Source organism: Dietzia sp. Alg238-R159 (assembly GCF_900537145.1).
Lineage (GTDB): Bacteria > Actinomycetota > Actinomycetes > Mycobacteriales > Mycobacteriaceae > Dietzia > Dietzia kunjamensis.
Genome location: NZ_UNRI01000001.1, coordinates 878466 through 892788 on the forward strand (window position 1 = coordinate 878466; position 14323 = coordinate 892788).

17 protein-coding genes are annotated in these 14323 nt (G+C 71.5%); 13 read left to right on the forward strand and 4 right to left on the reverse strand.

The genetic code is table 11. The features are described 5' to 3' along the window. Positions 1–86 precede the first annotated feature (86 nt). The 3 genes from G6R20_RS04115 (at position 87) to G6R20_RS04125 (ending at position 2268) form a co-directional block, all read left to right on the forward strand. Positions 87–407, forward strand: coding sequence for a WXG100 family type VII secretion target (locus G6R20_RS04115; protein ID WP_067716986.1), 321 nt, complete (start codon positions 87–89; stop codon positions 405–407). 43 nt (positions 408–450) lie between these two features. Further along, positions 451–744 (forward strand): WXG100 family type VII secretion target, encoded by a 294-nt coding sequence (locus G6R20_RS04120; protein ID WP_067716601.1) that lies wholly within the window; start codon positions 451–453, stop codon positions 742–744. Positions 745–909: 165 nt separating this feature from the next. Further along, positions 910–2268, forward strand: coding sequence for an NAD-dependent succinate-semialdehyde dehydrogenase (locus G6R20_RS04125; protein WP_067716599.1), 1359 nt, complete (start codon positions 910–912; stop codon positions 2266–2268). 84 nt (positions 2269–2352) lie between these two features. On the opposite strand, the gene G6R20_RS04130 is transcribed toward G6R20_RS04125, so the two are convergent. Next, on the reverse strand, positions 2353–3174 hold the full coding sequence (locus G6R20_RS04130) for a CoA ester lyase (RefSeq protein WP_082923926.1): 822 nt from the start codon (positions 3172–3174) through the stop codon (positions 2353–2355). 109 nt (positions 3175–3283) lie between these two features. Further along, positions 3284–3679: a VOC family protein gene (locus tag G6R20_RS04135; RefSeq protein ID WP_069390275.1), complete on the reverse strand. Its 396-nt coding sequence runs from the start codon at positions 3677–3679 to the stop codon at positions 3284–3286. Positions 3680–3813: 134 nt separating this feature from the next. Here G6R20_RS04135 and G6R20_RS04140 point away from each other — a divergent pair, with 134 nt between their 5' ends. After that, positions 3814–4806 (forward strand): ATP-binding cassette domain-containing protein, encoded by a 993-nt coding sequence (locus G6R20_RS04140; protein WP_069390276.1) that lies wholly within the window; start codon positions 3814–3816, stop codon positions 4804–4806. Beyond that, the gene (locus G6R20_RS04145; protein ID WP_069390277.1) at positions 4803–5669 is read left to right on the forward strand and encodes an ABC transporter permease; all 867 of its coding nucleotides are present in this window, start codon (positions 4803–4805) and stop codon (positions 5667–5669) included. The genes G6R20_RS04140 and G6R20_RS04145 overlap by 4 nt, the downstream gene beginning before the upstream one ends. A gap of 51 nt (positions 5670–5720) precedes the next feature. Here G6R20_RS04145 and G6R20_RS04150 read toward each other — a convergent pair whose 3' ends face one another. Both G6R20_RS04150 and mftR read right to left on the reverse strand, forming a co-directional pair. Beyond that, a complete protein-coding gene (locus G6R20_RS04150; RefSeq protein WP_163375612.1) occupies positions 5721–6233 on the reverse strand; it encodes a hotdog fold domain-containing protein in 513 nt (170 codons plus the stop codon). Positions 6234–6259: 26 nt separating this feature from the next. Next, complete coding sequence (gene mftR / locus G6R20_RS04155; protein ID WP_240341254.1) at positions 6260–6898, reverse strand: mycofactocin system transcriptional regulator; 639 nt, start codon at positions 6896–6898, stop codon at positions 6260–6262. Between the two features lie 113 nt (positions 6899–7011). On the opposite strand from mftR, the gene mftA reads away from it, so the two are divergent. From mftA to mftG, 8 genes are all read left to right on the forward strand, one after another. Next, the gene (gene mftA / locus G6R20_RS04160; protein ID WP_067716580.1) at positions 7012–7098 is read left to right on the forward strand and encodes a mycofactocin precursor MftA; all 87 of its coding nucleotides are present in this window, start codon (positions 7012–7014) and stop codon (positions 7096–7098) included. A 1-nt stretch (position 7099) separates the two neighbouring features. Further along, positions 7100–7426: a mycofactocin biosynthesis chaperone MftB gene (mftB, locus tag G6R20_RS04165; protein ID WP_067716578.1), complete on the forward strand. Its 327-nt coding sequence runs from the start codon at positions 7100–7102 to the stop codon at positions 7424–7426. Next, positions 7423–8679, forward strand: coding sequence for a mycofactocin radical SAM maturase (gene mftC / locus G6R20_RS04170; protein ID WP_119193248.1), 1257 nt, complete (start codon positions 7423–7425; stop codon positions 8677–8679). The genes mftB and mftC overlap by 4 nt, the downstream gene beginning before the upstream one ends. Positions 8680–8781: 102 nt before the next feature. Then, positions 8782–10005: a pre-mycofactocin synthase MftD gene (gene mftD / locus G6R20_RS04175; RefSeq protein ID WP_067716572.1), complete on the forward strand. Its 1224-nt coding sequence runs from the start codon at positions 8782–8784 to the stop codon at positions 10003–10005. 34 nt (positions 10006–10039) lie between these two features. Further along, a complete protein-coding gene (locus G6R20_RS04180; RefSeq protein ID WP_067716570.1) occupies positions 10040–10855 on the forward strand; it encodes a mycofactocin-coupled SDR family oxidoreductase in 816 nt (271 codons plus the stop codon). Positions 10856–10861: 6 nt separating this feature from the next. After that, positions 10862–11551 (forward strand): mycofactocin biosynthesis peptidyl-dipeptidase MftE, encoded by a 690-nt coding sequence (gene mftE / locus G6R20_RS04185; RefSeq protein ID WP_163375613.1) that lies wholly within the window; start codon positions 10862–10864, stop codon positions 11549–11551. After that, on the forward strand, positions 11548–13035 hold the full coding sequence (gene mftF, locus G6R20_RS04190; RefSeq protein ID WP_163375614.1) for a mycofactocin biosynthesis glycosyltransferase MftF: 1488 nt from the start codon (positions 11548–11550) through the stop codon (positions 13033–13035). The genes mftE and mftF overlap by 4 nt, the downstream gene beginning before the upstream one ends. Beyond that, positions 13032–14303 (forward strand): mycofactocin system GMC family oxidoreductase MftG, encoded by a 1272-nt coding sequence (mftG, locus tag G6R20_RS04195; protein ID WP_240341255.1) that lies wholly within the window; start codon positions 13032–13034, stop codon positions 14301–14303. Before mftF ends, mftG begins: the two co-directional genes overlap by 4 nt. The last annotated feature ends 20 nt before the right edge of the window (positions 14304–14323 follow it).

Here is a 14323-nt window from a genome sequence, read left to right on the forward strand (position 1 = left end):
CTGCGGAACCGAACCGCCCCACGGGCGCGTCGAACACTGTGACGGACCCAGAAGGGGATTCCGCACCGACCACAGTGGAGGACGAGATGACCGGGTTCAACACCCACATCGGGACCATGGACACCGCGGCCAGGAGGGTCGACGACGTGAACCTGGAGATCGACCGCCTGCTCGGCACCGTGCGGGACTCGGTGTCCCAACTCGGCGGCTCGGTGTGGAGGGGCGCCGCGCAGGCCCGCTTCACCCAGATCATGACCGAATGGCAGCAGCAGAGCACCAAGCTCAACACCGCGCTGGCGGGGATCTCGGAGACGATGCGCACCAACAGCACATCGTTCGACGCAGCGGACCAGGATTCGGCCGCGCTCATCAACCGCGCCGGCGCCGCCGGGCCTCTCAACCTCTGACCACCAGCACCGCCAGCACCGCCAGCACCGGAAGGGTACCCCCATGACCTCAGGACAGATCACCTACAACCACGGCCCGATCGAGGCACTCGTCGGCCAGGTCACGCAGGCCTCGGTCAACCTGCGCACCACTCTCGACGATCTCAAGGCCTACCTCGCACCGCTGGTCGCCGAGTGGGAGGGCGACGCCGCCGTCGCCTACCAGGCGCACCAGAACGACTGGGATCAGGCCGCGGCCGCGCTCCAGTCGATGCTCGCCGAGATCTCCCGCGCCGCCGGCCAGGGCAATCAGGGTATGGCCGACGCCGATCGTCGCGCCGCCCAGGGCTGGGGCTGAACCGGCTCGACGGGCACCCCGACCCCGCCGACGTCCCGCGACGACGGCGGGGTCGTGGCGTGTCGACCGGATGCGTCCGGCCCGCGGGCGTCCTACCGTCGCGGCACGACCCGGGAACGATCCCGGTGAACGCCACGTGGAGAACGCCACACGAAGGGGGACCGCATGTACGTCACGCACGATCCGTCGACCGGCCGGACCGACCGCGAGTACGAGCAGACCGAGGACGTCGACGCCATCCTGAGCACCGTCACCGAGGGGTTCACCGCCTGGCGCGCGACGGAGGTGTCCGAGCGGGCACGGATCCTCCTGGCGATCGCCGACGCCTTCGAGGAGCACCAAGAGGAGCTCGGCAAGGCGATCACCACCGAGATGGGCAAGCTCCCCGCGCAGGCCCGCGGCGAGGTGGCCCTCGCGGCGTCGATCTACCGCTGGTACGGCGAGCACGGTCCCGCGCTGCTCGAGTCCGACACCCTCGATGTGCCGGACGCCCGCCTCAACCGGGTGACCTACGAGCCGGTCGGCCCGCTGGTCGGCATCATGCCGTGGAACTACCCCTACTACCAGGTGGCCCGGTTCGCGGCGCCCAACCTGCTGCTGGGCAACACCATCGTGCTCAAGCACGCGAGCATCTGCGCCCGCTCGTCGGCGGCGATCGAGAAGGTCCAGCGCGGAGCCGGCCTCCCCGAGGACGCCTACGTCAACGTGTACGCCTCCAGTGACACGGTGGCCGAGATGATCGCCGACCCCAGGATCAAGGGCGTCTCCCTCACCGGCAGCGAGGGCGCCGGCGCCGCGGTGGCCACCGTCGCCGCGAAGAACCTCAAGCCCAGCGTCCTGGAGCTCGGCGGCTCGGACCCGCTCGTCGTCCTGGACGCCGACGACCTCGACGAACTGGTCGAGACCGTGGGCCGGGCGCGGCTGTCGAACTGCGGGCAGGCCTGCAACTCGCCCAAGCGGATCTTCGTGCCCGCGCAGATGAAGGACGACTTCGTCGGGCGGCTGAAGAACCTCTACGAGGAACTGGCCGTCGGGCCCGCCGCCGACGAGGGCACCGAGCTGGGCCCGCTGTCCTCCGAGGACGCGCGCGACGGCGTGGTCGAGCAGGTCCAGCGCGCCGCGGAGCAGGGGGCGACGCTCGTCACGGGCGGCGCGGCGATCGATCGCCCCGGCGCATTCATGCAGCCCGCCGTCCTCACCGACATCACCCCGGAGATGGACGCCTACCGCGAGGAGATCTTCGGCCCCGTCGCCATGGTGTACGGCTACGACTCCGTCGACGAGGCCGTGCGGATCGCCAACGACACCCCGTTCGGTCTGTCCGGCTCGGTGTGGGGAACCGACGTCGACCGCGCCTCCGAGGTGGCCGAGCGGCTCGAGGTGGGGATGGCCTACGTCAACGAACACGGCACGACGATGCCCGGCCTGCCGTTCGGCGGCGTCAAGCGTTCGGGCTACGGCCGCGAGCTCGGCCGCTGGGGACTGACCGAGTTCGCCAACGTCCGGCTCCAGCGGGTGCACTGACCCGGCAACACGCCCACCCCGCGAACGACGACAGGGCCCCGGCTGCACAACGCAGCCGGGGCCCTGTTCGCGCGCGAGGTCGCGTCAGCGAGCCCCGGCGTACGCCTGCGCGAGTCGCGCGATCTTCTGGGCCCGGGCCAGGCGCGGCAGGTCGGCGCCGTCGCGGGCGCGCTCACCGCCGGGACCGAGCTCATCGATCACGGACTCGGCCCACGAGACGTCGGCCGCGGAGGGGGAGAGAACCTCGTTGATGTAGGGGGCCTGGTCCACGCGGAGGCACAGCTTGCCGGTCATGCCCATCTCGACCGCGTGCTCGGCGGCGTCCTTGAGGACCTGCGTGTCATTGGAGATGGTCGGCCCGTCGATGGGCGGGGCCACGCGCGCGATCCGGCTGGCCACCACGAACTGCGAGCGCGTGTACGCCAGTGCGATCTGCGACGACCCGATGCCCGTGTCGCGACGGAAGTCACCGACGCCGAACGCCAGCCGCACCACCTGCTCGGACTTGGCGATCTCGGCGGCCTGGGCGAGACCGTCGGCCGACTCCACCAGCGCGACGATCGGGGTGTTCTCGGCCAGACGCGCGGCAGTGAGGGAGACGTGCTCGGCGTTCTCGGTCTTGGCCAGCATCACGCCGTCCAGCCCGGGGCAGTGCCCGAGCGCCATGAGGTCCTTCTCCCATTCGGGGGACCGGACGTCGTTGATGCGGATCCACGCGTGGTTCCCGGCCTCGAGCCACTGACGGACCTCACGACGGGCCCGTTCCTTCTCGGACTGCCGACACCCGTCTTCCACGTCGAGGACCACCACGTCCATCTCCGAGTTGACGGCGGCGTCGAAGCGCTCGGACTTGTCCGCGGGCAGCAGCAGCCACGAACGGGCGATGGTCGGTGGGATGGTCGACATGGGGCTCATGGGTTCCGGTCATCCTTTGGTCGTGAGGCGGCGACGATCGCGCTGGCAACCTCCCCACGATACGCCGGGCGCCCCCGGCGGGCGCATGCGGGAACGACTCTCACATCGCGGGTGCGGTGACCAGCTGGATCAGGTTGCCGCAGGTGTCGTCGAGGACCAGTGCCCACACCGGGCCCATCTCGGTGGGGGGTTGCACGATCCGGGCGCCCCGCTCCTTCAGTTCGTCGTGGGCCCGGTGGATGTCGTCCACCTCGAACTGCGCGGCCGGGATGCCGTCGGCGTGCAGGGCGGTGGCGTACGCGCGCGCCGCCGGGTGCTGGTCGGGCTCGAGCAGCAGCTGCGTGCCACCCGGGTCGCCCGGGTCCACCACCGTCAGCCAGCGGAAGTCCCCGGCCGGGAGATCGTGCTTGATCACGAAGCCCAGGACCTCTGTGTAGAAGGCCAGTGCGCGGGTCTGGTCGTCGACGTGGACGGAGGTCACTGTGATGCGCGGCATACTCCCCACGGTAGGTCGGCAGGCGTCCGTCGGCATCCGCTCCGGGGCCCGCCGGAGCCCATTGCTGACAGGAACTGTCCGCAAAGCGAGCGGTGAGTGTTGACTCGGACGCGGGCGGGGGACACCCTTTCTAGGTGAGCACCCGATCCTCCTCCGCGCCTGCGATAGAAGCAGAGCACCTCGTGAAGCGCTTCGGTGATTTCACCGCCGTGGACGACATCTCGTTCACGGTCCCCACCGGAACCGTCCTCGGGCTGCTCGGCCCCAACGGCTCCGGCAAGACGACCACCATCCGGATGATGACCACGCTGAGCCCGCCGACCTCGGGAACCGCCCGGGTCGCCGGGCACGATGTGCTGCGTGAGCCGGCGCAGGTCCGCAAGGCGATGGGGCTGACGGCCCAGTCGGCGACGGTGGACGAGTTGCTCACCGGGCGCGAGAACCTCCGCCTCATCGGCGACCTCTACGGCCTGCCCAAGAGGGCGGTCAAGGCGCGCGCGGACGAACTGCTCGAGAAGTTCTCCCTGGCCGACGCCGCCACCAGGGTCGCGAAGAGCTACTCCGGCGGAATGCGGCGTCGGCTCGACCTCGCGGCGAGCCTCGTCGCCGCCCCGCCCGTGTTGTTCCTGGACGAGCCGACCACGGGGCTCGACCCGCGGTCGCGCAATGAACTATGGGACGTCCTGCGGGGCCTCGTGCGGGACGGCACGACGTTGCTGCTGACCACGCAGTACCTCGACGAGGCCGACCAGCTGGCCGACCGGGTGATCGTCATCGACCACGGCAGCGTCATCGCCGACGGGACGCCGTTGCAGCTCAAGGACCGTTCGGGCGCGGCGAGCCTGGTGGTGACGGTGTCCCGACCGGACGACGTGGACGAGGCCGCCCGCGTCCTGGCGGGGCGCATCGAGGATCTGCACGTCGACCGGGACGCGCGCCGTCTCACCGCGCCGTCGGAGGGGGTCTCGGCCCTGGCCGCGATCGCGGCGGACTTCACCGAGGCGGGTATCGAGCTCGACGACATCGGCCTGCAACGGCCGAGCCTCGACGACGTCTTCCTCTCCCTCACGGGCCGCAAAGCGGAGGACCCGCAGACCGACACCACCGATCAGGAGACCCGGGTATGAGCACCGTCGCCGACCCCGCCACCACGTCCCCCGAGCGGGAGCACTTCTCCGTCCCGGTCCGTCCCGACGGGCCCTCGTTCGGCCGGCAGATCTCCGCGCTGGTGCGCCGCAACCTCTTCCACATCAGGCGCCAGCCGGAGAACCTCGCCGACGTCACCATCCAGCCGGTGATGTTCGTCCTGCTGTTCGCGTTCGTCTTCGGCGGTGCGATCGCCGTGGCGGGCAGCGGGGACTACCGGGAGTGGCTGCTGCCGGGGATCATGGCGCAGACCATGGCGTTCTCGTCGTTCGTCGTGGCCTCCGGGCTGTGCAACGACCTCAACAAGGGGATCATCGACCGCTTCCGGACGCTGCCCATCCAGCGATCGTCGATCCTCATCGCGCGCAGTGCGTCCAGCCTCATCCACTCCTCGATCGGCGTGGTCGTCATGTCGCTGACGGGCCTCATCGTGGGGTGGAGGATCCGCAGCGGGCTCCTCGACGCGCTGCTGGGGTACCTCATCCTGCTGGGCTTCGGCTTCGTCATGATCTGGATCGGCATCGTCGTGGGCTCGAGGCTCAAGACGATCGAGGCGGTGAACGGCGTCATGTTCACCACGACGTTCCCCATCACGTTCGTCGCCAACACCTTCGCCCCGCCGGAGTCGATGCCCGTGTGGTTGCGGGCGATCGCGGAGTGGAACCCGCTCTCCTCGGTCGTGCAGGCGATGCGTGAGCTCTGGGGGAACGCTCCGGCGGTCGGTCCGGACGCCGCCCTGCCGTTGCAGCACCCGGTGCTGGCGTCACTGTTGTGGATCGTCGGCCTGACGGTGGTGATCGCCCCGATAGCGATCAAGGCCTTCGACGCCCGCACCCGCGATTAGCGCGCCGGTCAGCCCGCCGACGAGCCCGCCGACGGGAGAGCCGGTACCGTCTCAGCGCTTCTTCCCGGGCGAGACGCGGATGGTGATCGAGCCGGTGATGGGCTCGACCCCGGCGTCGTCGACGAACGTCAGCGGGACCTCGACGTCCTGTCCGCTGGTGAAAGTCGAGAAGTCCGGCATGTCCGTCCACTCGGCGGTGACGGTCATGCCGCCGGTCGACATGGCGGGGTAGCGCACGTTCATCCCGACGGGGATCCATCGGTGGGTGGTGGGAACCGTGGCCCCGGCGAGCATGCCCATGGCCATCTCGGCGAGGTTGCACGCCGCGATCACGTGGAAGGTGCCGATGTGGTTGCGGTTGCCCCACCAGCCGGGTCCGCGGACGACGCAGCGGCCCGGTCGGAGTTCGACGACGTGCGGGTACGCCGTGCGGAAGTACGGGGCCTTGAGGCTCACCGCCGCGCTGAACAGGCGGGAGCCGAACGGGAGCCGGGTGGCGGTCTTCCACAGCCGGTAGGTGGAGGTGTCGGCGTGGTGGGTGGGGGAGGTGTCGGAGTCGGTCACGACGACGAGGTTACCCGCCGGTAAGTTCAGCGCGGTCGCCCACTGGGCTCGAACGCGTCCTCTCGGGCGAGGATCTGTGTCCCGTGACGCAGGAGCTCGTGGAGGCGATCCTGGTCGGCTCCGGGCTCGGCCACCCACAGGCGGTAGGCCGACAGCCCGATCCCCAGCGCGGCGTGCGCGGTCGCGGCGGGCACGAGATCGTCCACCGCCTGGCCGAGCCTGGCGGCGACGAACCCGGCCACGGCCCGGCGCCAGTCGGCGTACACGAGGGTCGAGTGCGCCTGCAGTTCGTCCACGCCGAGCAGGAGGCGCATCCGTAGTCGGTGCGCCTCCGTCTGCTCGCGGGGGAACGTGTTGAACGCGATGAGTGCGTCGGCGAGGGCGTCGCGCAGTGGCGTCTGCTCGGGCACGTCGGCGAGGTACTCCAGCATGAGGTCGATCTGCTCGTCGAACTCGCCCCAGGCGATGGCGGCCTTGCCGGGGAAATAGCGGAACAGCGTGCGGCGGGAGATGTGCGCGGCCTCGGCGATCTGGTCGACGCTGGTCGCGTCGTAGCCCTGCCGGGCGAACAGGTCGAGGGCCACGTCGACGATGGAGGCGCGCGTGGTCGACGGCCGACGTCCCGGGGGCTGTGTCCCGGTTCCGGGCAGTTCCGGCATTCCCATGACACGAGAGCCTAGATGAGTGACCCTTGCCACTGGCACTAAGTGCCAATATGATGCAGATCTCACCGGAAACCGGTGGGATGTCGCCGGAGTGCCAGACGAGAGGACACGTCATGGAGAACACGCAGAACACCGAGGTCGTGCTGGAGGAGGCCCTCATCGAGGAGGTCTCCATCGACGGCATGTGTGGGGTCTACTGAGATGACCTCCGCAGCAGCGCCGGCCGACGCCGAGCAGTCAGCCGCCCCGGCGGAATTCGACCTCGACGCCGGCTGGCGCCTGCACCCCGGGGTGGCGCTCCGGCCCGAGCCGTTCGGGGCACTGCTCTACCACTTCCACACCCGCAAGCTCAGCTTCCTCAAGTCGCCGACCATCGTCGAGGTGGTCCGCACCCTCGCCGACCACCCCACTGCGCGCGCCGCCTGTGCCGCCGCCGGGGTGTCGATCGATGATCCGGCGACAGCGCGGCTGTACCTGCACGCGCTCGGCCAGCTCGCCGCCTCGCGCATGATCGAGGAGACCTCATGACCAGCATGCTCGACCGTCCCGCAACGGCGTCCACCGCGACCACCACTGCTCCGGCGCCCGTCGGCCGCCTCGTCGACCAGTTCGAGCGCGGGCTCGACGCGCCGATCTGCCTGACCTGGGAACTCACCTACGCCTGCAACCTCGCCTGCGTGCACTGCCTGAGCTCCTCCGGTCGCCGTGACCCGCGCGAGCTCAGCACCGAGCAGTGCAAGGCGATCATCGACGAGCTGCAGAAGATGCAGGTCTTCTACGTCAACATCGGCGGAGGCGAGCCGACGGTCCGCTCCGATTTCTGGGAGCTGGTCGACTACGCCACCAGCCACCAGGTGGGCGTGAAGTTCTCCACCAACGGTGTCCGTATCGACGAGAAGGTCGCCAGGCGCCTGGCCGCGAGCGACTACGTGGACGTCCAGATCTCCATCGACGGTGCGACCGCGGAGGTCAACGACGCGGTCCGCGGCCCGGGGTCCTTCGACATGGCCTGCCGTGCGCTGCAGAACCTCAAGGACGCCGGCTTCACCGACGCCAAGATCTCGGTGGTGGTGACGCGCGAGAACGTCACCCAGCTGGACGAGTTCAAGGCGCTGGCCGACAAGTACGACGCGACCCTGCGCATCACCCGCCTGCGCCCGTCGGGCCGCGGCGCCGACGTGTGGGACGACCTGCACCCGCTGCCCGAGCAGCAGAGGGACCTGTACGACTGGCTGGTCGCGAACGGCTCCGACGTGCTCACGGGTGACAGCTTCTTCCACCTGTCGGCGTTCGGTGAAGGCCAGGGCTCGCTTCCCGGGCTCAACCTGTGCGGTGCCGGCCGTGTGGTGTGCCTGATCGACCCGATCGGCGACGTCTACGCCTGTCCGTTCGCCATCCACGAGGAGTTCCTCGCCGGCAACGTCGTCGCCGACGGCGGGTTCGAGACGGTGTGGCAGACCTCGGAGTTGTTCCGTGAGCTGCGCGAGCCGCAGTCGGCCGGGGCGTGTGCGTCCTGCGACTTCTATGACAGTTGCCGGGGTGGCTGCATGGCGGCCAAGTTCTTCACCGGGCTGCCGATGGACGGCCCGGACCCCGAGTGCGTCCAGGGGTACGGAGAGGGACTGCTCGCGGCTGAGCGCAGCATCCCCGACCCGTCGCAGGACCACACCCGGCCCATGGGACTCGCGGCGCGTAAGCAGCCCACCGGCCCGGTGCCGCTGACCCTCGTCACGACACCACCGCGCCGGCCCACCAGCCTGTGCGACGAGTCCCCGATCTGAAACCGGCCCGCCCAAACGAACCCCGCTAGCCCCCACGAACCCCGCTGGCCCGGACGAACCCCGCTAGCCCGGACGAACCCCCTAGAAGGAGCACCCACCACCGTGTCCCGCCTGTCGAAGATCGCCGAGGCCAACCCCTGGCGCCAGAACCCGTGGTTCGAGTCGGTCGCGGAGGCCCAGCGCCGCGCGAAGAAGAAGCTGCCCAAGAGCGTGTACATGGCGCTCGTCGGCGGAAGCGAAGCGGGGGTGACCATCCGCGACAACATGGACGCCTTCACCGAGCTCGAGCCCAAGCCCCACGTGATCGGCGCCAAGCAGGACCGCGAGATGGCCACCACGGTGATGGGCCAGCCCATCAGCCTGCCGGTGATGATCTCGCCGACCGGCGTCCAGGCCGTCACGCCGGACGGCGAGGTGGACGTGGCCCGCGCCGCGGCCGCCCGCGGCACGGCGATGGGACTGAGCTCGTTCGCGTCCAAGCCGATCGAGGAGGTCATCGCGGCCAACCCGCAGACCTTCTTCCAGGTGTACTGGCTCGGCGGCAAGGAGAAGGTGCTGGAGCGGCTGGAGCGCGCCAAGGCCGCCGGGGCGGCGGGCGTCATCCTCACCACCGACTGGTCGTTCTCGATGGGCCGTGACTGGGGCAGCCCGGCCATCCCGGAGAAGCTCGACGCCAGGGCCATGATCACCCTCGCCCCGCAGATCGCCGTGCGTCCCCGCTGGGCCGCCGAATGGGCCCGCGACGTGGTGGTCAACAAGCGGTTCCCCGATCTGACGACCCCCAACCTGGTGGGCAAGGGCGAGATGGGCCCGACGTTCTTCGGTGCCTACGGCGAGTGGATGGGCACCCCGCCGGCCACGTGGGAGGACATCGCCTGGGTCGTGGAGAACTACGACGGACCGGTCATGCTCAAGGGCATCACCCGGGTCGACGACGCCAAGCGGGCCGTCGACGCCGGGGTCACCGCGATCTCCGTCTCCAACCACGGCGGCAACAACCTCGACGCCACCCCGGCGTCCATCCGGTGCCTCGCGCCGATCGCCGACGAGGTGGGCGATCAGGTAGAGGTCCTGCTCGACGGCGGCATCCGTCGCGGTTCGGACGTGGCCAAGGCACTCGCGCTCGGTGCCCGGGCCGTGATGATCGGTCGCGCGTACCTGTGGGGGCTCGGGGCCAACGGCCAGGCGGGAGTGGAGAACGTCCTCGACATCATGCGTTCCGGACTCGACTCGAGCCTCATCGGGCTGAGCAAGTCCTCGATCTCCGAGCTGAACCGCGACGACTACGTCATCCCCGACGACTTCATGCGCCGTCTCGGCGTCTGACCCACCACCACGGAAGAGAAGGACCCCCCCTGTAATGGGAGATTTCGACGGCAAGGTCGTCTACATCACCGGTGTGGCCCGCGGCCAGGGCCGCAAGCACGCGATCCGCTTCGCGCGCGAGGGCGCCAGGATCATCGGCCTGGACCTGTGTGACTCGCCGTCCGAGTACGTGAAGTACCGGGCCGCCACCGAGGACGACCTGGCCACCACCATCGAGCGCGTGGAGGCCGAGGGAGGGGAGATCCTCGCCGAGGTCGGTGACGTCCGCGACCTGGCGTTCCAGCAGGCCCTCGTGGCCCGCGGCGTGGAGCGCTTCGGTGGCCGCCTGGACGTGGTGATCGCCAACGCGGGCATCTGCAACTGGGGCAAGGTCTGGGAGCTCGACGAGCAGCAGTGGCAGGACACCCTCGACATCAACCTCACGGGGTACTGGAAGACGCTGCGTGCGGCGATCCCGCACATGCTCTCCGCCGGTAACGGCGGGTCGATCATCCTGGTGAGCTCGGTGGCCGGTCTCAAGGCCATGCCGGTGCAGTCGCCCTACTCGGCGTCCAAGTACGGCGTGGTGGGCCTGGCCCAGACCGCGGCGAAGGAGCTCGGCGAGCACGGTATCCGGGTCAACACGATCCACCCCTACGGTGTCCAGACGCCGATGGGCGCGGAGGACCCCGACGCGCTCGAGGTGTTCAACACCATGCCGCAGTTCCTGCCGCACTTCACGCCGATCCTGGGGATGGGCATGGCCACCACCGACGACATCTCGGACTCGGTGATGTTCCTCGCCTCGGACGCCTCGCGGACCATCACCGCCTCGACCTTCACCGTCGACATGGGCGCGATCAAGGTCTGACCCGACGTGACGGGCGCGATCGGCGCGACCGGCCGGGCCGGTGCGGGAGTGGTCGCGGTGCTGCCTCTCGGGGCGACCGAGCAACACGGCCCGCACCTGCCGCCGGAGACGGACACCCTCCTGGCCACCGCGACCGCCCGCGCCCTCGCCCCCGGTGACGTCCGTGTGCTCCCCGGCCTCGCCTACGGTGCGAGCGGGGAGCACCAGGCGTTTGACTGGACCGTGTCGATCGGCACCGAGGCCCTCGCCGGGACGATCATCGAGCTCGGCCGGTCGGTGAGCGCCTGGGCGGACCGGCTCGTCGTGGTCAACGGGCACGGAGGCAACATCGACGCACTGCGCGTCGCGGTACCCCGGCTCCGCTACGAGGGCCGCGACGCCGCCTGGCTGCCCTGCCGCACCAGCGAGGACCCCACGGACACCCACGCCGGTCACGCCGAGACCTCGCTCCTGCTGCATCTGCACCCCGACCTCGTCCGGGTCGACCTCGCCGCGCCCGGCTGTGTCGAACCGTTGCCGCGGATCCTGCCCGCCCTCCGCGAGGGTGGCGTCGCGGCGGTGAGCCCGAACGGGGTGCTGGGCGACCCCACCACCGCCTCCGCCGACGAGGGCCGGCGCCTGTGGGAGGCGCTGCTCGCCGACGCCCGCGGCCGCCTCGGACGCTGGCGGCCGGGGGAGGACGGGATGCTGCGATGAGCGAGGTCCCCCACGTTCTGCTCGATCGTCGCACCCGGGTGTTGCGCCGTGGCGACGTCGTGCGGGTGCTGGGTGGCGACCCGGTCACCCTGATCACGCCGTCGCCGGCCGTGTCGGCTCTCCTGGACGGCGGCGAGACGGTCGCCACCGACACTCCCGCGGGTGCGGCCCTCGCGCGTGCCCTCACCGACCGGGGGATGGCCCACCCCGCCGGCACCGCGACGGGCACCCGTCCGCTGGCGGCCGTCGCGGTGGTGGTCCCCGTCCGTGACGACGCCGCCGGGGTCGCCGCGCTCTCGAAGGCGCTCGAGCCGGAACTCGCCCGCGGACTGCACCTCGTCGTCGTCGACGACGGCTCCACGCCGCCCCTGACCACCTCCGACTCTCTGACCACCTCCGCCTCCCTGACCACCTCCGTCACCCCGGCCGCCACCACGGTCCTGCGCCACGATGAGTCGAGGGGACCCGCCGCCGCCCGCAACGCGGGCACCGCCGCGGCCGTCGGGGCCGGGGCGCAGGTGGTGGTCTACCTCGACGCCGATGTGATCCCGCTGCCCGGGTGGCTCGACGTCCTGCTCGCCCGCCTCGACGACCCCCGGGTCGCCGCGGTCGCGCCCCGCATCGTGGCCGCCGAACCGGGGCGGTTCTGGGTACGCGGGTACGAGACGGCCCGCTCCGCGTTGGACATGGGCCCCGAGCCGGCGAGGGTCCGACCCCGCACACGGGTGGCGTACGTCCCCAGCGCGGCGCTCGCGGTACGACCCGACCGGTTGCCGCCCCCTCCCGAGGGCGGGGGAATCGGCCCGTTCGACGAACGCATGCACGTCGCCGAGGACGTGGACCTGTGCTGGCGCACCGATGCCGCGGGAATCCATCTCCGCTACGAGCCGGCCGCCCGCGTGGCCCACCGGCATCGCACCTCGCTCGGCGCGGTGGTGGCGCGGCGCGCGTTCTACGGGCGTGGAGCGGCGCCGCTCGCCGACCGCCACGGGGCCGCCGTGGCGCCCGCGGTGGCCGCACCGTGGTCCCTCGCCGTGGCGATCGGGGTGTGGAGCGCCACGCCGGTGGGGTCGCTGCTCGCGGCCGGTGCGATCGGGAGGTCGTGGTGGCGGACCCGCGGCCTCACCGGGGACGGTCGCGCGGCCGCCGGGTTGGTCGCCCGGGGCGCCGGGGCGTCGGTCCGTCAGCTCCCGCAGGCACTACTTCGCCCGTATTGGCCGGTCACGGCGGCCGCGCTCGCCGCCACCGCCATGTCCCGTTCCCAGGTGGCACGCGGGCTGCGCCACCGTCTCCTCACCGCGGCGGTGGCCGAGGGCCTCTGGCACTGGTGGACCGCCCGGGAACCCGGACGGCTGCCGATCGACGAGCCCCTCGGGCACGTCCTGCTCCATCGCCTCGACGACCTGGCCTACGGTGTCGGCGTGTGGCGGTCGGCGTGGGCCGCGCGCTCGCTCGACGCACTGCGACCGGACGTCACGCGGTGAGCGGCGGCGCGCGGGCCGACGTGGTGGTGGTCGGTGCGGGCCCGGCCGGCTGCGTGATGGCCCGCCGCCTCGCCGAGGCCGGTGCCGACGTCCTCCTGCTTGAGTCCGGCACCGCGAGCGCCTCGCCGCGCGCGGGCCTGCTCGACGTGGGACCAGGGTCGCAGGTCGTCGCCCGCCATCGCGCCACTCTCGGCGAGGCGACTCTCGACCTGCCCCGCGGCCGCACCCTCGGCGGGTCCGGAGCGGTCAACGGGGGCTACTGCGCCCCGGCGCGACCGGCGGACCTCGCGGAGTGGGGTCCGGACTGGCCGCGGCGGTACGCGGCGGGACTGGCCCGCGCCGCCGAGCGCCTCCGACCCGGCCTGGCGCCGATGGGGTCGGTCGCCGCGCGGGTGGCCGCCGCGTTCCCCGGCCGCGTGTCCGCGATCGGCCAGGCGCGCCGGGGCCCGCGGCGCGTGACCGCGTTCGACGCCTGGGACCCGTCCGGCGCGGGGGCCCGGGTGCGCACCGGGGCGCAGGTTCGGTCGCTCCGGTGGGAGGGCGGGCGCGTCGCCGGACGGTGTGACGGCGTGGTGCTCGACGACGACGAGGAGATCGGTGCCCGACAGGTGGTGCTGTGTGCGGGGGCGATCGGGACGGCCGCCCTGCTGACGGGGTCCGGGATCGGACCGTCCACCGGACACCCGGTCGGCCACGGGGTGCAGGAGCATCCGGAGCTGCTGCTGGACCTGCCCGCGGACGTCCTGTCGGGTCGGGACCGGTACCCGAGCCCCGGCCCGGCCACACCCGGGGGGCTGCCGCCCCTGCTCTCCCATGTCGTCCGACTGCAGCTTGCCGCGGAGGCCGAGGTCGAGATCCGTCCCTACGCCGTCCCCCTGCACCACGTCATCCCCGGCCTGGGGCCGGCGCCGCACCGGATCGGGGTCGCACTGATGAACCCGGTCGGTCGTGGCCGGATCGGCGACGACGGGACCGTGCACCTGCCCGACGATCCGCACGACTCGGCCGTCCTCGCCGGGGCCGCCGCGATGGTGGCGGAGCGGATGGGCCTGGACGGGGACGTCACGGTCTCGACCTCGCAGCACCTGGCCGGCACCGCGCGGATCGGGGAGGTGCTCGACGACTCCGGAGGAGTCCTGGGGGTGCAGGGGCTGCGGGTGGCCGATGCGTCGGCGCTGCCCTCGCTGCCGCGGTGCGGCCCGTACTACACGGTCCTCGCGGTGGCCGAGGACCTTGCTACGCGGGTGATCGCCGAGCGGGCGTGGTAGAACGGCACGAGAACACGTTC